Consider the following 20,525-nt stretch of genomic DNA (forward strand, 5'->3'; position numbering starts at 1 on the left):
GATGATTCCCCAGATGGCGGCAACAATCAGTAAAATGCACAGCAGGCCAACAATCGATGTCAGACGCGCGCGAAGGGTCAATCGCATAACGGGATTCTCCGTAACGAAGGTGAGTGTGTAATCGGTCATTATTGTTTTTACAGGCACTTTTAACTCCAGAAGAGTTATCGGCGCAGAAGTGAGCAGCTTGAGGAAAATCATGTGGCGCGCAGCAGATACCTTGCGCAACCTGCGGGAAAAATTATAACGTAGCCGCCATTGATGCGAGTGTAGGGACCGAGAATGAAAAAGTGGATGATAGTGGCCGCGCTGGCGCTGAGTGGCTGTGCGCAGATCAGCAATTATGACCAGGCGGTGAAAACCCCGGCACCGCTGGAGCTGCAGGGCAACTGGCAAACCGTGGGGCCGCAAAGCAAGCTGATCAGTAAGCAAGCGATGGGCAGCCTGATTATTGGTGCCGAAGGCGACACGCTGGATTGCCGTCAGTGGCAGCGCGTGATTGCCAAACCGGGCAAATTAACGCGTCTGGGCGATGACTGGGTTAATGTGACGCGTCAGGTGCGCGTGATGCCGCTGGTGCTGGAGAACGGTGAGCTGCGTTACGATGGATTGAGACTGCGTAAAGTGGATCGCCCAACCGTTGAGTGCCAGCAGGCGCTGGAAGAAGTGGCGAAGCGTCCGAATGAGGCGGTGATTCAGAATATCGAGCCAGAGATTATGCGCCCGGTTTCAACGGCGACGCAGAAGTAGCTTTCCCTCACCCTAACCCTCTCCCAGTGGGAGAGGGAACCGATCGAGCCCATCTGGCATATTGCAGCATCTCCCTCTCCCTGTGGGAGAGGGCCGGGGTGAGGGCATCAGCGCGCAGAGTCCTAAATCTAACCCTGCGGCAAATACACGCTACCTTGCTTACCATACGCGCTCATCACCGATTTCTGCATCGATGACTGGCCCACCAGCTGCGTCAATTCGTCCATACGCAACTGCAACAGACGTTTCACTTCGCTCTCATTATCGAGAATATGGCGTAACACCGGACGCAGCTGCTCTTGCAGCTGGCGCGACGGTGCGGCGGCTTCGGTTGTTTGCGCCAGTCTTTGCACCGCACTGACATAGTCCACTTCCTTGGTAATCAAATCATCCCATTCGCCGTCTGCTGCCAAACGCAGCATTCCGTGGCTGAGGTCGAGTAACTGTTGGTAAACGGTAATCAGTGGCGGTGCAATATTCATTAAACGGCGTCCTGAAGGTGTTGAGGTTGTACGACTTCTTTCCAGGCATCAGCGATATTGCGCAGAAGACCTTCAACTTCTTCGAGGGCTTCGACATCATTACGCAGATTAGCCTGAACCAGACGGCGAACCATATAGGAATAGAGCCCTAATAGGTTGTCTGTAAGGTCATCGCCTGATTGCTCATCGAGGCCCTGCTTGAGTCCGCCCTCGATGATGTTAATGGCCTTGGAAATCGAGTTACCTTTTCCCTGGATATTGTTGTCCTGCATAAACAGGCGGGCGCGGACCAGTGCGCTGATCGCACCGTCAAACAGCAGCGTAACCAGCTGATGTTGATTGGCGCTCATCACTGAGCTCTCCACCCCGATTTTTGCGTAGGCTTGTGTGCCATTAGCGCTGTACATGGTCACTCCTAATTATTTTGAACTGCTTGACGTCATATTCTCGAACTGCTGTGTCAGGTAATCGCTGGTGCTGTTCAGCGAATTCATGGTGACGTCGAGTTGCGTAAACTGTGCTTTGTAACGCGCAATCAGGTTATTGATGCGCGTATTGGTGCTGTTGTACTGCTCAGTCAGGGTATTCAGCGTTTTACTAACACCATCTTTCGCCGACTGAATGCTGCCGGTTGATGACAGCCAGCTGGTCAGGTTTGTCGCCAGCTTAGTGGTAATGCCGGTGGTTTTACCGTCACCCACAATCATCTCTTTAATGCCCGTAGGATCTTTGGTGAGCTCCGTTTTTAACTTATCGGCATCCAACGTTAATTCGCCGGTGGTGGGATCCGACGTCACGCCAATCTGTGCCAGCGTTTTATACGTTGATGAACTCGTATTGTTGGTCAGCAGACTTTTAATCTGAGTCTGAATGCTGCGCAGAGTACTATCACCGAGCAGAGCACCATTGCTGGAATCTTGCGCATCTGAACCGGTATCCACCGCAGTGTATTTGGTCAGCGCGTTGAACTGATCAAGCAGGTTGTTATAGGCATCAACAAAGTTGGAAATCGCGGTAGAGGCCTTAGAGCTATCCTGCGTGATGGTCAGCGATTGATTACCACTGGTGACATCACTCAGATTCAACGTGATTCCTTCCAGCGCATCACTGATGGTGTTGGTGCTGCTGGTGATGGCCACGTTATTCACGGTTAATTCAGCATCTTGAGCTTTGATGCTGAGGTCGAGTGGGTTGTCGGCATCACTTTTCGTGGCATCAAAACCGACAATGCCTTGCAAAGTGTCATCGCCAGTCACGGTGACCGAGGAGACCGCATTCGCTTCACCGGTTTTCGACGCGGTGAGTGAAAGACGGTATTCACCATCAGCGACTTTAATGATGCTGGCGCTTACGCCCGCACCGGCGCCGTTAATTGCATCACGCATTCCGGTCAGAGAGGTTTGATCGCTGGTCAGCGTGATGTCTTTGCTAGTACCGTCCGCCAATTTGATCGACAAGGTGCGGCTGGCATCAGAACTACCCAGCGCCGTGGTATTGCTGGTTTGAATACCGGAGGTTAGGGTTTGTGCCTGCGCCAGTTGCGTAACGCTAATGTTGTACTTACCCGGGATGGCGCCGGCTGAGGTCGTCGCGCTAAAAGCGGTAGAGCTGGTGCTTGTTGCTGTAGTGGCGCTAAACAGATCTGCACTATTCAACGCGGTATTAGCGGTTTGAAAGGCGGTAAGTGCGCTGGATAACGTACCGTAAGCGCTCAGTTTGGCAGTATAGGCACTCTGCTGAGTGGTAATGGGTTTGAGTGACGCTTTTTCTGCCGTGGTTAAATTATCCAGAATCGTGCTTAAGTCGAGGCCTGAACCGACACCGAGGGTAGAGATACTAGCCATGTTGTTTCCTTTTCATGTCGACACGGAAAGTGATACCGCGGTTATCGGCTTTATAGGCTCAAAGTTTAGAATTATTTAATCGCTGCTAATAAAGCGAATAAGACATATAGAGAAGGGTATTTCTGGCGCTAGAAAAAAAGATCAAGTCTGACTAAAGATGTCTGCAGAGAGGGCGATAAAGATAAGCGTGACAGGTTGAAGGGAAAAATTTTCACCTGGTCCTAAAAAAAATCTAAAGGTTGTTTAAGGGCAGACGATAACAACTTTGACGGCGCTGAAGCCGGCGGGTTGAAGCCCACACCTTAACCGAAAGACTTGATTAACAGGAATAATTATCATGGCCCAAGTCATTAATACCAACAGCCTCTCGCTGATCACACAGAACAACATCAACAAAAACCAGTCTGCAATGTCTACCGCTATTGAGCGCCTGTCTTCAGGTCTGCGTATCAACAGCGCTAAAGATGACGCAGCAGGTCAGGCAATTGCTAACCGCTTCCAGTCTAACATCAACGGTTTGACTCAGGCGGCACGTAACGCCAACGACGGTATCTCTGCAGCGCAGACCACTGAAGGCGCACTGTCAGAAATCAACAACAACTTGCAGCGTGTTCGTGAACTGACTGTACAGTCTCAGAACGGCACTAACAGCCAGTCTGACTTGGACTCAATCCAGGACGAAATCAAATCCCGTCTGGACGAAATTGACCGCGTATCCGGTCAGACTCAGTTCAACGGCGTGAACGTGCTGGCAAAAGACGGCACTATGAAAATCCAGGTTGGCGCGAACGATGGCCAGACTATCTCAATCGACCTGAAGCAAATCGACAGCAAAACTCTGGGCCTGACTGGTTTCAACGTGAATGGCGCGGGTTCAGTAGCTAACACTCAAGCAACTGCTGATGACTTGGCAAGCTATACCAAAGGTACAACCACTGGCGGTATCACTACCTACACCAAGACTTCAAACAACACTGCTGCTACTTCAGCTCAGATTCTTGCTAAGGTAGGTTCTTCAGCCGGTGATTCAATCACTTATACCGGTACTGATACTGGCTTGGGTGTTGCAGCTACTGGTGGTACTTATAACTACAACTCAACCAGTAAAGCCTTCACTTTCGCTGCAACTGGCGTAGCTTCTGCTGATGCGTTGAACTACCTGAACCCAACTAACGGTTCTACCACAGCGGCTACAGTTACTATTGGAACCAAAGATCAAGATGTAGTAATTGATAAAGCGGGAAATATTACTGCAGCAGATGATGGCGCGGTCCTTTACCTTGACACAACTGGTAACCTGACCAAAAATAATGCTGGTTCATTGACTCAAGCAACAATTGGTCGCTTGATGACCAACGCTGACTCAGCAGCTACTCCAAATGCAATCGCAACTACGATCAAAACTGACAAGGGTACTCTGTCAACTACTGGTGGCGCCGCAGCGACATTTAGTGTTTCTGGCGCATCAATCAGCCAGTCTTCACTGAACAACATCGTTCAGTCAGGTACCTACACTGCAGTTGCTGGTGGTCAGTCTTACACCGTGACTACCGGTACTCCAGCAGCAGCTTACGTTGCTGAAGATGGCTCACTGACGAATGCCGCTACAACTACTGACACTGTGTACCTGCAGGCTAATGGTAATGTAACCAAAGGCAGCGGCGACCTGGTTTATAAAGATGCAGCTGGTAAACTGACTACTGATGCAACAACCAAAGCAGCAACCACTGCTGACCCACTGAAAGCACTGGATGCCGCAATCAGCGACATCGACAAGTTCCGTTCTTCACTGGGTGCGATTCAGAACCGTCTGGATTCAGCGGTAACTAACCTGAACGACACCACTACTAACCTGTCTGAAGCACAGTCTCGTATTCAGGATGCTGACTACGCCACTGAAGTTTCAAACATGTCTAAAGCACAAATCGTGCAGCAGGCGGGTAACTCAGTGTTGGCGAAAGCTAACCAGGTTCCACAGCAGGTTCTGTCTCTGCTGCAGGGCTAATCGCTCTAAGCTCCTTGCTTATCAAACCCCGCTTCGGCGGGGTTTTTTTATACCTGCATATTCATAATATGCAGGTAATTGCTCATAATTCGCGGGTAAATTCTGCAAGTGATACAAGTCGGTCACCATAAATGGCGACCCTACAAAACCGCGTAGGGGCGCCATTTATGAACTGCACCCCAAATGTTGGACCATAATCTGACATTGATGGAGTGACCCCGAGCCCATAGACAAATCTGCCCTATATTTTGAGCATAGGAGGAGTCTATGGGCACACCACGATTTACCCCTGAGTTTAAAGAAGAAGCCGTCCGCCAGATCACGGAGCGGGGCTATTCCGTCGCCGACGTTTCTGAACGCTTGGGCGTCTCGCAACACAGCCTTTATAAATGGATCCGCTCTATAAAACCTGATGCTAGCGGGCACCAGGCGCAGGATCTGCTGGATGCCCGGACGGAGATCCTCCGGTTGAAAGCGCAGCTCAAGCGAACTGAGGAGGAGCGGGATATCCTGAAAAAGGCGGCGCGGTACTTTGCAAGGGAGCCCGACTAAAGTACCGCTTCATTAACGATCACCGTCAGGTCTGGTCGATCACACTAATGTGTTGGGTTCTGAAGGTTGCCCGTTCCGGTTTTTACGTCTGGCTCCACTGCCCGGTATCAGCCGGAGAGGAGGATAATCAGCGGCTGCTGACGCTTATCCGCGACTCTTATACCCTGAGTGGCGGCGTTTATGGATACCGACGGGTCCACAGTGACCTGCGAGAAATCGGAGAGGTATGCAGTAAAAACAGGGTAGCGAAAATTATGCGGCAGAACAGAATCAAGGCCGTACATGGCTATAAAATCCCGCGAGGAGCACGGGGACGTCCGTCAGTCATTGCTCCTAACCGGGTACAGCGGGAGTTCACAGTCGTTAAACCGAACCAGGTCTGGGTAACGGATATTACCTACATACGGACCTGGCAGGGCTGGCTGTATCTGGCCGTGGTGATAGACCTGTTTGCCCGCAATGTGGTGGGTTGGTCAATGAAACCCTCACTGTCGCGCGAACTGGCGCTAGATGCTCTCCTGATGGCCGTCTGGCGACGAAGGCCTGAGGAAACCGTTATCGTACACAGCGACCAGGGAAGCCAGTATGGCAGCGATGACTGGCGACGTTTCTGCCAAGCTAATAACCTGTCACCCAGCATGAGCCGACGCGGCAACTGCTGGGATAATGCAGTGGCAGAATCCTTCTTCAGTTCGCTAAAAAAAGAGCGTATCAGAAAGCGGATCTATAAAACCCGGGACATGGCCCGGGCTGATATCTTTGATTATATCGAAGTGTTCTACAACCGGACACGACGCCACAGCCACCTGGGAGGCGTCAGTCCAGAGGCCTTCGAAAAGGCCTCGTCGTGAGGACAGTGAATGTCTACGGGAACGGGGTCACTCCATTTATGGCGACCGATACGTCATTGCACAAACTAACCCCGCCACCCAATCCGCTTGAAGCTTCCCCCGCTTATCGCTAAGGTAAGCGCGTTTTTTCGCCGCCAGGAAACCTCATGACCACCATTGCGCTCATCGACGACCATATGATCGTCCGTTCGGGTTTTGCCCAATTGCTGGGGCTGGAACCGGATTTCCAGGTTGTTGCCGAATGTGGTTCCGGGCGGGAAGCGCTCAACCAGTTACCAGGTCGCGGCGTGCAGGTGTGCATCTGCGATATCTCGATGCCGGATATTTCCGGGCTCGAGTTATTGAGCCAATTGCCGAAAGGCATGGCGACCATCATGCTATCGGTGCACGACAGTCCGGCGCTGGTGGAGCAGGCGCTGAATGCGGGCGCGCGCGGATTCCTCTCTAAACGTTGCAGCCCCGATGAACTGATCGCCGCGGTGCATACCGTGGCCAAAGGCGGCTGCTATCTGACGCCCGATATTGCTATGAAGCTCGCCTCCGGACGTCAGGACCCGCTCACCAAACGCGAACGGCAGGTGGCGGAAAAACTGGCGCAAGGTTTAGCGGTAAAAGAGATCGCGGCCGAACTGGGCCTGTCGCCAAAAACCGTTCACGTTCATCGCGCCAATTTGCTGGAAAAGCTCAACGTCAGTAACGACGTTGAACTGGCGCGCCGCATGTTTGATGGCTGGTAATGCAGCCACTCTTTTCGCGGCTGATTGCCGTCATCGCCAGTTTTTGTATCTTTTCTGCCGCGTGGTTTTGCCTGTGGAGCATTAGCCTGCATCTGGCGGATCGTCCTGAGCTGGCGGTGTTGCTGTTTCCCTTTGGCCTGCGCCTTGGCCTGATGTTGCAATGCCCGCGCGCCTACTGGCCGGTGCTGCTCGGTGCCGAGGGGTTGCTACTTTATTGGCTGTCGCGCGAAGTGGCGCTGGCGCATCTACCGCTGCTGATGCTGGGCAGCGTGCTGACGCTGCTGCCGGTGGCGCTGATCTCCCGTTATCGTCATCAACGCGACTGGCACACCTTGCTGTGGCAGGGCGGTGCGATGGTGTGCGCGGCGCTGCTGCAGGCGTTGCCGTGGATCGCAGAACCCGCCGCGCTGAATGCGGTGCTGCTCACGCTCACCGGCGCACTGACCGTGGCACCAACCTGTTTGGTGATCTGGCATTACCTCACCAGCACGCGCTGGCAGCCGCTTGGCCCGTCGCTGGTCGGTCAGCCGGTTAACTGGCGCGTGCGCCATCTGTTTGGTTATGTGCTGCTGTTTATGGTCAGTTTGTGGTTGCAGCTGGGTCTGCCCGCAGAGCTGTCGCGCTTCACACCGTTTTGTCTGGCGTTGCCGATCATTGCGCTGGCATGGCATTACGGCTGGCAGGGCGCGCTGATCGCCACACTGATGAACGCTATCGCGCTAATCGCCAGCCAAACCTGGCACGATCACGCGGTTGATCTGCTGCTCTCACTGCTGGCGCAAAGTCTGACCGGGCTGCTGCTCGGCGCGGGTATTCAGCGTTTACGTGAACTCAATCAGTCGCTGCAAACCGAGTTGGTACGCAATCGTCGCCTGACGGAGCGCCTGCTGGAGACCGAAGAGAGCGTTAGACGTGAAGTGGCGCGCGAGCTGCACGATGATATCGGCCAGACCATCACCGCGATTCGCACCCAGGCCGGGATCATGCAGCGCATTAGCCCGGAAAGTGGCGTCAAGCAGAGCGGCATGTTGATTGAGCAGCTGTCGCTGGGCATTTACGATTCGGTGCGCCGTTTGCTGGGGCGCTTGCGTCCGCGCCAGTTGGACGATCTTTCGCTCGAGCAAGCAATCCGTTCGCTGATGCGGGAAATGGAGCTGGAAGGGCACGGCATCATCAGTCATCTCGACTGGCACATCGACGAAGCGCGACTGAGTGAAGCGCAGCGCGTCACGCTGTTTCGCGTTTGTCAGGAAGGACTCAATAACGTGGTGAAACACGCCAGCGCCCGTGCGGTGACGCTGCAAGGCACATTGCAGGACGAGCGGTTGCAGCTGGTAATCGAAGACGACGGCTGCGGCTTACCGCTGGCTTCTCCGCAGCACGGTTTTGGCCTTGCCGGCATGCGCGAACGCGTGACGGCACTCGGCGGCTCGCTGAGGATCTCCTGCACCCACGGCACGTGCGTTAGCGTCACGTTACCGCTGCGCAAGGAATAAGCAAGAGATGATATTCAGATTTCTCAAAGCGCCCGCCAGCGCGCAGCCGATCAGCGATAAAGCAGCCATTGATGCGCGCTATCGCTACTGGCGTCGCCATATGATGATCACCATCTGGCTCGGCTATGCGCTGTTCTATTTCACCCGTAAAAGCTTCAACGCCGCATCGCCGGAAATTCTGGCGGCGGGCGTGATGACGCGCACGGATATCGGCCTGCTGGCGACGCTGTTTTACATCACTTACGGCCTGTCGAAGTTTTTCTCTGGCATCGTCAGCGACCGCTCTAACGCGCGCTACTTCATGGGCATCGGGCTGATAGCGACAGGCGTGGTGAATATTCTGTTTGGCTTCTCCACGTCGCTGTGGGCTTTTGCATTGTTGTGGGTGTTAAATGCCTTTTTCCAGGGATGGGGATCGCCGGTCTGTGCGCGTCTTCTCACCAGCTGGTTTTCCCGCACCGAACGCGGCGGCTGGTGGGCGCTGTGGAATACTGCACAAAACGTTGGCGGTGCGCTGATCCCGATGATCGTCGGTGCCGCCGCGCTGCACTATGGCTGGCGCGCTGGCATGATGATCGCGGGCGGACTGGCGATCGTCGCCGGTATTTTTCTCTGCTGGCGCCTGCGCGATCGCCCGCAAACCGTGGGTTTACCGCCGGTCGGTGACTGGCGCCACGATGCGCTGGAGATCGCCCAGCAGCAAGAGGGCGCAGGGCTGACTCACAAACAGATCCTTGCCAAATATGTGCTGCTCAACCCTTACATCTGGCTGCTGTCGCTGTGTTACGTGCTGGTTTACGTGGTGCGTGCCGCGATTAACGACTGGGGCAATCTCTATATGTCTGAGACGCTGGGCGTCAATCTGGTGACGGCCAACTCGGCGGTGACCATGTTTGAACTCGGTGGCTTCGGCGGTGCGTTAGTGGCGGGATGGGGATCGGATAAATTGTTCAACGGCAATCGTGGCCCGATGAACCTGATCTTTGCCGCCGGCATTTTGCTGTCAGTGGGATCGCTGTGGCTGATGCCGTTTGCCAGCTACGTGATGCAGGCTGCGTGTTTCTTTACCATCGGCTTTTTTGTCTTCGGGCCGCAGATGTTGATTGGCATGGCGGCGGCGGAGTGTTCGCATAAAGACGCGGCGGGCGCGGCGACCGGCTTTGTTGGCCTGTTTGCCTATCTGGGCGCATCGCTCTCCGGCTGGCCGCTGGCACGGGTGATCGATGTCTGGCACTGGAACGGTTTCTTCGCGGTCATCGCCTGCGCGGCGGGCATATCGGCCTTGCTGCTGCTGCCGTTCCTGCATGCTCAAACGCCGCGCCAGCGCGAGGAAGTGTGATGCATCCCCGCTTTTTACCCTTACATCGACAAAACTAAGAAATTTTCCCGGTTGCGCCGGGCGGTTGTCTCAGGCCGAAACCGCTGCTGATTTTTACAATGCCTGCCATCACGCAGGTTATTAATCAGGAGCACTCCATGCTGGCTTTCTTAAATCAGGTGCGCAAGCCGACCCTGAATCTGTCGCTCGAAGAGCGGCGCAAGATGTGGTTCAAACCCTTTATGCAGTCCTATCTGGTGGTCTTTATCGGCTACCTGACCATGTATCTGATCCGCAAAAATTTCAACATTGCGCAGAACGACATGATCACCACCTACGGACTCAGCATGACGCAGCTGGGGATGATTGGGCTCGGCTTCTCCATTACGTACGGCGTCGGTAAAACGCTGGTCTCCTATTACGCCGATGGGAAAAATACCAAGCAGTTCCTGCCGTTTATGCTGATCCTCTCGGCCATCTGCATGCTGGGCTTCAGCGCCAGCATGGGCGCGGGCTCGGTGAGTTTGTTCCTGATGATCGCGTTTTATGCGCTGAGCGGCTTCTTCCAAAGTACCGGCGGATCCTGTAGCTACTCCACCATCACCAAATGGACGCCGCGGCGTAAACGCGGCAGCTATCTGGGGATGTGGAATATTTCGCACAACCTGGGCGGCGCAGGTGCGGCAGGTGTGGCGCTGTTTGGTGCCAATTACCTGTTCGATGGGCACGTGGTCGGCATGTTTGTGTTCCCGTCACTGATCGCGCTGGTGGTCGGTTTTATCGGTCTGCGCTACGGCAGCGATTCACCCGAATCTTACGGTCTGGGTAAAGCCGAGGAACTGTTTGGCGAAGAGATCAGTGAAGAGGACAAAGAGACCGAAGATCAGGCGATGACCAAATGGCAGATCTTTGTCGAGTACGTGCTGAAAAACAAAGTGATTTGGCTGCTGTGCTTCGCCAACATCTTCCTGTACGTGGTGCGCATTGGTATCGATCAGTGGTCGACGGTGTATGCCTTCCAGGAGTTAAAACTGTCAAAAGAGGTGGCGATTCAGGGCTTCACGCTGTTTGAAGTCGGTGCGTTAGTCGGCACGCTGCTGTGGGGCTGGTTGTCGGATCTGGCGAATGGTCGTCGTGCGCTGGTGGCATGCGTGGCGCTGGCGTTGATTATCGCCACGCTTGGTATCTATCAACATGCCAGCAATCAGTATGTTTATCTGGCGTCGCTGTTTGCCTTGGGCTTCCTGGTGTTTGGTCCGCAACTGTTAATTGGCGTTGCCGCTGTCGGCTTTGTGCCGAAAAAAGCCATTGGCGCCGCCGATGGCATCAAAGGCACCTTTGCTTACCTGATTGGTGACAGCTTCGCCAAGTTAGGCTTGGGAATGATCGCCGATGGCACGCCCATCTTTGGCCTAACCGGTTGGGCCGGGACCTTTGCGGCGCTGGATGCCGCCGCGATTGGCTGTATCGCCCTAATGGCGATGGTGGCGGTGTTTGAAGAGCGTAAGATTCGCCGTGAAAAGCGTCTGCAACGGTTGAAAGCAGCATGATGTTTAGCCCCGGTTTTCACCGGGGCTTTTTCGGACGATAAATCCTGCTGACCTAAAACAAATTCATACGCAGGGGAATGGACGATTTTAGCTGCTGCACTACTTCCTCAGAAAAGTAACCACCTTGTTACAGTCCTCGCCCAGATTGCCGATAACTCCCCTCAGAATCATTCCAATTTTTGAACCACATTTTTCCGTTTCTGGGGTGTCTATGCGCTTCAATTATGACTTGTTACCGGGTGAGCTACTGACCTTCGAAGAGATTGCCCTGCGCTACACGCAGCAGCATCCCGACGAGAAAGAGCTTACCGCACGCGGGTTGCTGAGCCCGTCGACCAGCTTTCGCAATTTGGTGATCCGCGCGCTGTTCGCGCAGGAGGAGATCAACAGCCCGATCGAGGATCTGCTGTTTGTCTCGGACGACAACGAGCGCAAAAACTATCTGCGTCGCTTTGAGCACTACCTGAAAAACCAGCAGGCGTTTCTCTACTTCCGGCGCAACGACGAAGCGCGCAAAGAAGGGCGCTGGAAAGTGGTCGGCGAAACCCAGGTGTTTGCCATGCTCGATCCCAATTCGGCAGCGGCACAAAATCTGCTCAACAGCCGCGGCTTTAAGCTGGTGCTGATGCGGCAGACCGAAGAGGATGAGTATTGGCAGCTGTTCGATGCGCAGGCGCATCCGTGCTTCCCGCTGTCGCGCAAAATCCAGTTTCTGGTGGTGTTGAGCACGCCGCAATACAAAGTGCCGAGTGGCGTGATGCCCGGCACCGAAGTCGGACGCCGCGTAAAAGCTAAAGTGCTGCAGCGCTCCAGCCAGGCGGAGTTCACCTCGGCGGTAAAAGCGCGCTACGGCGCCTGCATTATCACCGGCACGCAGCTGACCGAACGTCACAGCTGGCCGTGGGTGGAAGCCTGCTACATCGACACGCAAGAGAACGAAGAGGGCTTTCTGGCGGATAACAGCGCCGATAACGGCTTATTCCTGCGTAGCGACCTGCAGCGGTTGTTTATCAACAAAATGATAAGCATCAACGCGGAAACCGGTCAGGTGCTGTTTAATCCTGCGCTGGAAACTGAAGCGTTGATTACCCCTTTTTATCAGGCACTTGAGGGCAAAGTTTGCGCATTATGGGACGCGGTGCCGCCTGGCACGCGGGAAAGACTGCGTAATTTACGCTAACGCCCGCGCGGATGGCGGTGCGATCCACCGCCATCCATAACAAATTTGAAATAACCTCGCTTTTGCCCGCCTATTCTGCCAATCAAAACCCCTACAGAATTGGATAATCATGCCGATAACTTTACTAACGCAGGGTAGTCAACGTGAACGATCTCTATACCGCCGATGGCGTGATGGATAAACATTCGCTCTGGCAGCGCTACGTTCCTCTGGTGCGGCATGAAGCGCTGCGCCTGCAGGTTCGTTTGCCAGCCAGCGTTGAGCTTGACGATCTGCTGCAGGCCGGTGGCATTGGCTTATTAAATGCCGTGGAGCGCTACGATGCGCTACAGGGCACCGCCTTTACTACCTACGCCGTGCAGCGTATCCGGGGAGCAATGCTGGATGAGCTGCGCAGTCGCGACTGGGCACCACGCAGCGTACGCAGAAATGCGCGCGAAGTAGCAGGTGCCATGCATCAGGTAGAACAAGCGTTGGGGCGCTCGGCTACTGAACAGGAAGTGGCTGAGCGACTGAATGTTTCGCTGGAGGAGTATCGGCAGATTCTGCTCGATACCAACAACAGCCAACTCTTCTCCTACGACGAGTATCGGGAAGAACACGGCGACAGTGCGGAGCTGGTGACGGAGGGGCATGAGGAAGCCAACCCGCTTCATCAGTTGTTGGAAGGAAACCTACGTGACCGCGTGATTGAAGCGATTGAGGCCTTGCCTGAACGTGAAAAACTCGTGCTCACACTGTACTACCAGGAAGAACTGAACCTGAAGGAGATTGGCGCGGTGCTGGAAGTGGGGGAATCCCGCGTCAGTCAACTGCACAGTCAGGCAATCAAACGCCTGCGTGCCCGATTATCGGGGGCGCGCTAACAGACTCAGTTCCTGGCGATCGAAAAAAACAATAAAACCGGGGACTCAGCAATGGGAGCCAAAGTTAAAGCCAGACCGTTAAGTCGCTATCTTAAAGACTATAAGCACAGCCAAAGCAATTGTTCACACTGTGGCAAAGTTTTAGATCGTATGGCGTTAGTCTTTCGCGGCCAGATCATCAATAAAGAGGCCATCGCACGCATGGACCAAATGATTGACGATCAGGTGTGGATGAAACTCCAGCCAGAATTGACCGCCTTGTGTCGTTTCTGCAGCGATATATTTTGTAATACCCATCCGAATTACTTCGACATTATGGCGTTTAAGCAATACCTGTTTGAGCAGACCGAGATGAGCCACAGTACCATACGTGAGTATGTGGTACGTTTGCGTCGGCTTGATGACATGCTGAAGGCGAAAAATTTCCCGGCCGATCGTTTACGGGGCAATAGCTGGCATGAATGTCTGGAGAACGATCTGCCTGATGCGGGCAATAACAATTACCGCATCGCACTGCGCAAATATGACCAGTTTTTAGGCTGGCAGCAGGGCTGAGGGTGATCCCACCCTTGTTGTTGTCGAGCATGACAGCAACAAGGGCAGCACGCGGTGAATTCCGGGTGCGACTTTTCTCATCTTCTGCAACACTGTATGGATAACTGCACATTGCCCGAATGGAGGCTGCATTGTCCTTACATCTTCTGCACCAGTTTCCCCGTCTTGAATTACTCGGTGCACCAACGCCGCTTGAGCATTTGCCCCGGCTTTCTGACTATCTTGGTCGCGATATCTTTATTAAGCGCGATGACTTCACGCCGGTGGCCCTCGGCGGTAACAAACTGCGTAAACTCGAATTCCTGGCTGCGGATGCGCTGCGCGAGGGCGCGGATGTGCTGCTGACGGCGGGCGCTATTCAATCTAACCATGTGCGTCAAACCGCCGCCGTGGCGGCGAAGCTCGGCCTGAAGTGCGTGGCGCTGCTGGAAAACCCGATTGGCACCACGTCAGAAAACTACCTCAGCAACGGCAATCGCCTGATGCTTGATTTGATGGATGTGGAAATCGTCATGGTTGATGCGCTGCACAATCCCACTGAACAGCTGGCCGCTCAGGCCGAACACCTCGAAGCGCAGGGATTCCGCCCGTATATTGTGCCGGTCGGCGGTTCCAATGCGCTCGGTGCGCTCGGCTACGTTGAGTGCGCGCAGGAGATTGCGCATCAAAGCGAAGGCGTGGTGGATTTTGCCGGGGTGGTGGTCGCTTCCGGCAGCGCCGGCACGCACGCGGGCCTGGCGGTGGGTCTGGAACAGCTGCTGCCCGAAACCGAATTGGTCGGCGTTACCGTGTCGCGCAAAGTTGAGGCGCAGTTGCCGGTGGTGGAGCGCATTCGCAGCGCGCTGGCTGAGCAGCTCGAAGTGCAGGCCAAAGCGCCGATCACCTTGTGGGATGATTACTTCGCGCCGCGTTACGGCGAGCCAAACGATGAGGGCATGGCGGCGGTGAAACTGCTGGCGCGCCTGGAAGGCATCATGCTCGATCCGGTCTACACCGGCAAAGCGATGGCGGGATTAATTGATGGCATTGCGCAAAATCGCTTCCGTCGTGAAGGTCCGTTGCTGTTCGTGCATACCGGGGGATCGCCGGCGTTATTTGCTTATCACCCTTCGGTCTGAGACAGAACGTAAAAACGGTTTATAATCCAGCGGTTATTCAAACGGTCGCCGTCGATGGCGGCCTGACAAAGCACACAACAACACATCACAATAAATGGGGTAAACATGACTTTCTCTCCAATTCGTCGCCAAATGGTGATGGGCATGATGGCGGTCGCGCTGGTCGCGGGCGTTAACGTTAAATCCTTCGCCGCAGAAGATTTGCTGGCAAAAGTAAAGAGTAAAGGCGAGTTGCGCGTCGGTCTGGAAGGCACTTATCCGCCGTTCAGCTTCCAGGACGAAAAAGGTAAGCTGACCGGCTTCGAAGTAGAGTTCGCTCAGGCGCTGGCTCAACACCTTGGCGTGAAAGCCGATCTGCGTCCGACCAAATGGGACGGCATGCTGGCGTCGCTGGATTCCAAACGCATCGACGTGGTGATCAATCAGGTCACCATTTCCCCTGAGCGCAAGAAAAAGTATGACTTCTCTACGCCGTACACCATTTCTGGCGTGCAGGCGCTGACGCTGAAGAAAAACGCAGCGACCGTCACCAAGCCAGACGATCTGGCCGGCAAGAAAGTCGGCGTCGGTCTCGGTTCCAACTACGAGCAGTGGCTGAAGGATAATGTGCCGAAAGCCGATGTGCGTACCTATGATGATGACCCAACCAAGTATCAGGATCTGCGTTCAGGCCGTTTAGACGCCATTCTGGTTGACCGTTTAGCGGCGCTGGATCTGGTGAAGAAAACCGGCGACACCATGGCGGTAGCAGGCCCGGCCTTCTCCCGTCTGGAATCGGGCGTGGCGCTGCGTAAAGGCAACGACGATCTGCTGAAAGCGATCGACTCCGCCATTGCGGACATGCAGAAAGATGGCTCGCTGAGCAAACTGTCTGAAAAATGGTTCGGCGCGGACGTCACTAAATAATGCAGGAAAGCTTACAACTGGTGCTGGATTCAGCACCATTTTTACTAAAAGGCGCGCTGTTCACGCTGCAGCTGAGTATCGGCGGGATGTTCTTCGGCCTGATACTCGGCTTCGTGCTGGCGCTGATGCGCCTGTCACACTTCTGGCCGATCAACTGGCTGGCACGCATCTACGTGTCGATTTTCCGTGGCACGCCGCTCATCGCCCAACTGTTCCCACTTTATGATCTATTACGGTCTGCCGCAGTTTGGTATCGAGCTGGATCCGATTCCCTCGGCGATGATAGGTCTGTCGCTGAATACCGCCGCTTACGCCTCTGAATCGCTGCGTGGTGCGATTGCCGCGATTGAGCGCGGGCAGTGGGAAGCCGCTGCCAGCATCGGCATGACGCCGTGGCAGACGCTGCGTCGCGTGATCCTGCCGCAGGCCGCGCGCACCGCGCTGCCGCCGCTGGGCAACAGCTTTATCAGCCTGGTGAAAGATACCTCGCTGGCCGCCACCATTCAGGTGCCGGAGCTGTTCCGTCAGGCGCAGCTGATCACCTCACGTACGCTGGAAGTGTTCACCATGTATCTGGCGGCCTCGCTGATTTACTGGGTGATGGCGACCGTGCTGTCGGCGTTGCAAAATCGCCTGGAAGCGCATGTGAATCGACAGGATCGGGAGGGCAAATGAGTGCAATTGAAGTCCGTCAGCTGGTGAAGCAGTTTCACGGCCAGACGGTGCTGCACGGCATCGATCTCGACGTGGCACCAGGCGAAGTGGTGGCCATTATCGGGCCAAGCGGCTCCGGTAAAACTACGCTGCTGCGCAGTATCAATTTGCTGGAAGTGCCGGAAAGCGGACGTATTAAAGTTGGCGATATTGCCATTGATGCGGCGCTCGGCCTCAATAAGCAGAAGCAGCTGGTGCGCCAGTTGCGTCAGCAGGTTGGCTTTGTGTTCCAGAACTTCAATCTGTTCCCGCACCGCTCGGTGCTGGAGAACATCATTGAAGGGCCGGTGATCGTGAAGGGCGAGCCGAAGGCGGAAGCCATCGCACGTGCGCGCAGTTTGCTGGAGAAAGTGGGATTGCACGGCAAGGAAGAGAGTTTTCCACGTCGTCTCTCCGGCGGACAGCAACAGCGTGTGGCGATTGCTCGCGCGCTGGCGATGCGTCCGGAAGTGATTCTGTTTGATGAGCCGACCTCGGCGCTTGATCCTGAGCTGGTGGGCGAGGTGCTCAACACCATTCGCGCGCTGGCGCAGGAGAAACGCACCATGGTGATCGTCACCCATGAGATGAGCTTTGCGCGCGACGTCGCGGATCGCGCCATCTTTATGGATCAGGGACGCATCGTGGAGCAGGGCGCTGCAAAAGCGCTGTTCAGTAATCCGCAGCAGGCGCGTACCCGGCAATTTCTCGACAAGTTTCTTAACCAATAATCCCCAGCGTCGCCTGATAAGGGCGACGCTTTTCTTCTCTCTCCCGGTATTTTTCTTCTCAGTATTTTCCTAAAGTCAATTCGCCTGACTTTAATAAATTACTGAATTTTAACGATTAAATTTCACCAGTATCCTACGCGAATTAGGGTGGTTTCTTATTAGGAAAGTCCCGATTGAGACATCTTTGTAAATATAAATAATTCTTTACAAATTCATGGCGCAATTAGGACATAGCAATGACAACTGCCAGGAAAGAGGTCCTGTGGATCAACACGCTCAAAGGGGGCTGCATTTTGATGGTGGTATTACACCATTCCATCATCACCACGTTCGCGCCTTCGCTGCATCATCTCACTGTTGGGCTGCTGCCAGCGCACTGGTGGGTGGCGTTTAACACCTATCTGTCGCCGCTGCGCATGCCGGCCTTCTTTTTTGTCTCCGGTTTGCTGGCTGCCAGTTCAATCACCAAAAAGAGCTGGAAAGAGGTGTTCACCAAGAAGTTCAGCAACATCGTCTATCTCTACCTGCTGTGGGGCGTCATTCAGTGGCTGAGCATTCACTACATCTCCACCCATCTCGGGGAACGGCTCTCCAGCACTAAAAACGCCGCCTATGCGGACACGCCGTTTGAGTTCGTTAAGCTGCTGATGACCTCAATGACGAGCCTCTGGTATCTCTACGCGCTGGCCGGATTCTTCCTGTTCACCAAGCTGTTCCACAAACAGAAGATGGCCTTGATGGCGCTGGCGATCGTCGCGACTTACGCCGCGCAGTTTAGCCTGATTCCCGGCTGGGGGACCCGCCAGCGTGGCGCAGAACTATCTCTATTTCCTGCTCGGCGTGTTCTTCAGCCAGGCGTTGATCGAGTTGAGCGAACTGAAGCGTCAGCACTGGTTGATGCTGGGCGGCATTGCGCTGATTGGCCTGCTGCACCATGTCGGCGGCATCTATAAGAATCCGTTCTACAGCTTGCTGACCATCGTGTTTGGCATTGTGCTGTGCCGCTTGCTCAATGAACATTTCAATATGGCGTGGCTTAACTGGATTGGCCGTAACACGCTGCAAATCTACGTGCTGCACCGTATCTTTATTGAGCTGCTGGGGCTGAGTGCGATTGTGCTGGCGGTGCATTATGGTTGGTTTGACCATACCGTCTTTAGCTGGGCATGGGCGCTACTGATGCCAATTATCGGCGTTGCGTTGTGTACCAGTATTTCGTTGTTGGTGTGGACGCTGCTCAACCGTGGTCCGGGCCGCATGCTGTTTCTCTATCCGCGCCTGCTGAGCAAACCTGCGCTCGAAAGCAAAAGCGCACCGCTGCAATAACTTTGTTGATCACGCGCCGCACATTCCGTAGCGGCGCAATTCATTGCGCGATAAATCACGCCGCTACGGAATGCGCGGTAATAAATCGCTTAGCACAACGCTAATATCGCTGCTTATCCATTTGCCACATTAAATAAATCTACATTTAGAATTTGAATTTAATCTGGCATAAGAAAGGGGGGATTGTTCTTAATTTACCTGCGCGACACCGATCACACTTATTTTACTTAATCCTCTTTTAGTGACTCAAATTAAGACAAATTTCCTTAGCCTGCTCAGGGTTCTATTTTTGTCTGGATGTGTAAAGTATTGTTATATCAGGACCACAAAAAAACATTTAGGACTTTCGCTACATCATGCCCGCCCTGCCTGTTGAATAATCGTTTAATAATCATAAATGCTACAACGCTTATTTCCTCATCCTTCTTCTTTAAGACCTACACAGCAACAGCAGCGGGAGTCATCATATGAATAACGCCAGGAAAGAAGATATCGCATGGATAAATACCCTTAAGGGAGCCTGCATATTACTGGTGGTGTTGTATCACACCGTATTACCTGGATTCGAAGGCACGGTGAAATTATTGACGGCAGGTTGGATCCCGGCAGAAATATGGGTGCAGTTTAATACCGTATTATCGCCGCTGCGTATGCCGGCGTTTTTCTTTGTTTCGGGCTTATTAGCCACTAACGGTATTTTAAATCGGCCGTGGAAACAGGTGTTTACCAGTCGCATCACCAACCTGTTTTATCTCTATATTTTGTGGGGCTTTATTCAGTGGTGGTCGATTGTTGGCATCTCAACCGAGATCACCGGGCAGCGTATTTCACAGAACCTCAACGCGGCGTATGCCGGTTCGCTGCTGGAGTTCTTAAAGCTGACATTCCTCGCCATGAGCACTTCGTGGTATCTCTACGGCCTGGCGCTCTATTTCCTGTGCGCCAAGATCTTTAAACAGCAGAAAGTGGCGTTGCTGGTGGTGGCGATTGCGCTCAACTATCTGGCGGTGGAGAAGATTATTCCCTACTGGGGACCACAAAGCGTAGCGCAGTATTTCCTGTTCTTCCTGCTGGGGGCGTTCTGGAGCCCGATGATGCTGCGTCTCAGTGAATGGCGTCGTGACAACATTGTGCCGTGGGCGATATTGGCGGCGGTCTCGGGCCTGCATATCATCTTTGGTCTGGATAAGAGCCTGTTCCTGTGCATCCTTGCGGTGCTGGGTAGCGTGGCGGCGTGTCGCTGGCTGAACGCGCGTTTCAAGATGAGTTATTTGAATTGGGTTGGGCGCAACACGCTGCAAATTTACGTGATTCACCGCATCTTCATTGAGTTCTTCGGTATGTCGGCGATTCTGTTCGCCCAGCGCCATCACCTGTTTGAGCAAGCATGGTTCTCCATTCTGTGGGCCTGTTTCTATCCGCTGGCGATTGTTGGCATCTGTTCGCTGTGTTCGGTGGCGGTGTGGCAGGTGACTAATCGTGGATTGGGGCAGTCGCTGTTTGTGTTTCCAACGCTGATCGGGTTGAAGCGGAATAAGTCTGCGGCCTGAAAATTCACGCGATGA

17 protein-coding genes and 3 pseudogenes are annotated in these 20,525 nt (G+C 54.1%); 16 read left to right on the forward strand and 4 right to left on the reverse strand.

The window, feature by feature from the left end:
* Nucleotides 1-9: 9 nt before the first annotated feature.
* Nucleotides 10-201 (reverse strand): annotated as a pseudogene (locus Q3H59_RS08205) (hypothetical protein); the annotation flags it as partial.
* An 81-nt stretch (nt 202-282) separates the two neighbouring features.
* Between Q3H59_RS08205 and yedD the strand changes: the two are divergent.
* A complete protein-coding gene (gene yedD, locus Q3H59_RS08210) occupies nt 283-750 on the forward strand; it encodes a lipoprotein YedD (protein WP_137386035.1) in 468 nt (155 codons plus the stop codon).
* Nucleotides 751-878: 128 nt separating this feature from the next.
* Here yedD and fliT read toward each other — a convergent pair whose 3' ends face one another.
* From fliT to fliD, 3 genes are read right to left on the reverse strand one after another with little or no spacing between them, the layout of a single operon-like run.
* Nucleotides 879-1,232, reverse strand: a complete 354-nt coding sequence (gene fliT / locus Q3H59_RS08215; RefSeq protein WP_049852573.1) for a flagella biosynthesis regulatory protein FliT — start codon at nt 1,230-1,232, stop codon at nt 879-881.
* Entirely contained in the window at nt 1,232-1,639 is a 408-nt protein-coding gene (fliS, locus tag Q3H59_RS08220; protein WP_309834201.1) for a flagellar export chaperone FliS, read from the reverse strand. The genes fliT and fliS overlap by 1 nt, the downstream gene beginning before the upstream one ends.
* Nucleotides 1,640-1,651: 12 nt before the next feature.
* Nucleotides 1,652-3,076 carry a flagellar filament capping protein FliD gene (fliD, locus tag Q3H59_RS08225; RefSeq protein WP_309834203.1) on the reverse strand — a complete coding sequence of 475 codons (1,425 nt, stop codon included), beginning with the start codon at nt 3,074-3,076 and terminating at the stop codon, nt 1,652-1,654.
* Nucleotides 3,077-3,413: 337 nt separating this feature from the next.
* On the opposite strand from fliD, the gene Q3H59_RS08230 reads away from it, so the two are divergent.
* The 15 genes and pseudogenes from Q3H59_RS08230 to Q3H59_RS08300 all read left to right on the forward strand — a co-directional run bounded on the left by Q3H59_RS08230 (nt 3,414) and on the right by Q3H59_RS08300 (nt 20,510).
* Complete coding sequence (locus Q3H59_RS08230; RefSeq protein ID WP_309834205.1) at nt 3,414-5,081, forward strand: FliC/FljB family flagellin; 1,668 nt, start codon at nt 3,414-3,416, stop codon at nt 5,079-5,081.
* A 267-nt stretch (nt 5,082-5,348) separates the two neighbouring features.
* Nucleotides 5,349-6,484 (forward strand): IS3 family transposase gene (locus Q3H59_RS08235; RefSeq protein ID WP_309834207.1). Its coding sequence is split into 2 segments (ribosomal slippage): nt 5,349-5,604 and nt 5,604-6,484, totalling 1,137 coding nucleotides; the frame shifts between segments, so codons are not numbered across the junction.
* A 146-nt stretch (nt 6,485-6,630) separates the two neighbouring features.
* Nucleotides 6,631-7,221 carry a transcriptional regulator UhpA gene (gene uhpA, locus Q3H59_RS08240; RefSeq protein ID WP_277973743.1) on the forward strand — a complete coding sequence of 197 codons (591 nt, stop codon included), beginning with the start codon at nt 6,631-6,633 and terminating at the stop codon, nt 7,219-7,221.
* Nucleotides 7,221-8,717 (forward strand): signal transduction histidine-protein kinase/phosphatase UhpB, encoded by a 1,497-nt coding sequence (gene uhpB, locus Q3H59_RS08245; protein WP_309834209.1) that lies wholly within the window; start codon nt 7,221-7,223, stop codon nt 8,715-8,717. The genes uhpA and uhpB overlap by 1 nt, the downstream gene beginning before the upstream one ends.
* Nucleotides 8,718-8,727: 10 nt before the next feature.
* Nucleotides 8,728-10,056: an MFS transporter gene (locus Q3H59_RS08250; protein ID WP_309836658.1), complete on the forward strand. Its 1,329-nt coding sequence runs from the start codon at nt 8,728-8,730 to the stop codon at nt 10,054-10,056.
* Nucleotides 10,057-10,193: 137 nt separating this feature from the next.
* The gene (uhpT, locus tag Q3H59_RS08255; protein WP_110866402.1) at nt 10,194-11,585 is read left to right on the forward strand and encodes a hexose-6-phosphate:phosphate antiporter; all 1,392 of its coding nucleotides are present in this window, start codon (nt 10,194-10,196) and stop codon (nt 11,583-11,585) included.
* 211 nt (nt 11,586-11,796) lie between these two features.
* The gene (locus Q3H59_RS08260; RefSeq protein ID WP_101764045.1) at nt 11,797-12,765 is read left to right on the forward strand and encodes an HNH endonuclease signature motif containing protein; all 969 of its coding nucleotides are present in this window, start codon (nt 11,797-11,799) and stop codon (nt 12,763-12,765) included.
* Nucleotides 12,766-12,908: 143 nt separating this feature from the next.
* Nucleotides 12,909-13,631 (forward strand): RNA polymerase sigma factor FliA, encoded by a 723-nt coding sequence (locus Q3H59_RS08265; protein WP_007891379.1) that lies wholly within the window; start codon nt 12,909-12,911, stop codon nt 13,629-13,631.
* A 51-nt stretch (nt 13,632-13,682) separates the two neighbouring features.
* The gene (gene fliZ, locus Q3H59_RS08270; RefSeq protein ID WP_007891377.1) at nt 13,683-14,186 is read left to right on the forward strand and encodes a flagella biosynthesis regulatory protein FliZ; all 504 of its coding nucleotides are present in this window, start codon (nt 13,683-13,685) and stop codon (nt 14,184-14,186) included.
* A gap of 131 nt (nt 14,187-14,317) precedes the next feature.
* A complete protein-coding gene (locus Q3H59_RS08275; protein WP_309834216.1) occupies nt 14,318-15,304 on the forward strand; it encodes a D-cysteine desulfhydrase in 987 nt (328 codons plus the stop codon).
* 105 nt (nt 15,305-15,409) lie between these two features.
* Nucleotides 15,410-16,210, forward strand: a complete 801-nt coding sequence (tcyJ, locus tag Q3H59_RS08280) for a cystine ABC transporter substrate-binding protein (RefSeq protein WP_309834218.1) — start codon at nt 15,410-15,412, stop codon at nt 16,208-16,210.
* Nucleotides 16,210-16,885 (forward strand): annotated as a pseudogene (gene tcyL, locus Q3H59_RS08285) (cystine ABC transporter permease). The gene tcyJ and the pseudogene tcyL overlap by 1 nt, the downstream one beginning before the upstream one ends.
* A complete protein-coding gene (gene tcyN / locus Q3H59_RS08290; protein ID WP_064739083.1) occupies nt 16,882-17,634 on the forward strand; it encodes an L-cystine ABC transporter ATP-binding protein TcyN in 753 nt (250 codons plus the stop codon). Before tcyL ends, tcyN begins: the two are co-directional and overlap by 4 nt.
* Nucleotides 17,635-17,870: 236 nt before the next feature.
* A pseudogene (locus Q3H59_RS08295) lies at nt 17,871-18,960 on the forward strand (acyltransferase family protein).
* 467 nt (nt 18,961-19,427) lie between these two features.
* The gene (locus Q3H59_RS08300) at nt 19,428-20,510 is read left to right on the forward strand and encodes an acyltransferase family protein (protein WP_101764049.1); all 1,083 of its coding nucleotides are present in this window, start codon (nt 19,428-19,430) and stop codon (nt 20,508-20,510) included.
* The last annotated feature ends 15 nt before the right edge of the window (nt 20,511-20,525 follow it).

Source organism: Pantoea sp. SORGH_AS_0659 (assembly GCF_031453915.1).
In the GTDB taxonomy this organism is placed as follows: domain Bacteria; phylum Pseudomonadota; class Gammaproteobacteria; order Enterobacterales; family Enterobacteriaceae; genus Pantoea; species Pantoea leporis.

Bases quoted from the DNA above. Each gene is read 5' to 3' on its own strand.
- fliS (WP_309834201.1), bottom strand. From the start codon at position 1,639: ATGTACAGCGCTAATGGCACACAAGCCTACGCAAAAATCGGGGTGGAG.
- tcyN (WP_064739083.1), top strand. From the start codon at position 16,882: ATGAGTGCAATTGAAGTCCGTCAGCTGGTGAAGCAGTTTCACGGCCAG.
- fliZ (WP_007891377.1), top strand. From the start codon at position 13,683: ATGGGAGCCAAAGTTAAAGCCAGACCGTTAAGTCGCTATCTTAAAGAC.
- Q3H59_RS08260 (WP_101764045.1), top strand. From the start codon at position 11,797: ATGCGCTTCAATTATGACTTGTTACCGGGTGAGCTACTGACCTTCGAA.
- yedD (WP_137386035.1), top strand. From the start codon at position 283: ATGAAAAAGTGGATGATAGTGGCCGCGCTGGCGCTGAGTGGCTGTGCG.
- fliT (WP_049852573.1), bottom strand. From the start codon at position 1,232: ATGAATATTGCACCGCCACTGATTACCGTTTACCAACAGTTACTCGAC.
- tcyJ (WP_309834218.1), top strand. From the start codon at position 15,410: ATGACTTTCTCTCCAATTCGTCGCCAAATGGTGATGGGCATGATGGCG.
- Q3H59_RS08230 (WP_309834205.1), top strand. From the start codon at position 3,414: ATGGCCCAAGTCATTAATACCAACAGCCTCTCGCTGATCACACAGAAC.
- Q3H59_RS08300 (WP_101764049.1), top strand. From the start codon at position 19,428: ATGAATAACGCCAGGAAAGAAGATATCGCATGGATAAATACCCTTAAG.
- uhpB (WP_309834209.1), top strand. From the start codon at position 7,221: ATGCAGCCACTCTTTTCGCGGCTGATTGCCGTCATCGCCAGTTTTTGT.
- fliD (WP_309834203.1), bottom strand. From the start codon at position 3,076: ATGGCTAGTATCTCTACCCTCGGTGTCGGTTCAGGCCTCGACTTAAGC.
- uhpA (WP_277973743.1), top strand. From the start codon at position 6,631: ATGACCACCATTGCGCTCATCGACGACCATATGATCGTCCGTTCGGGT.
- uhpT (WP_110866402.1), top strand. From the start codon at position 10,194: ATGCTGGCTTTCTTAAATCAGGTGCGCAAGCCGACCCTGAATCTGTCG.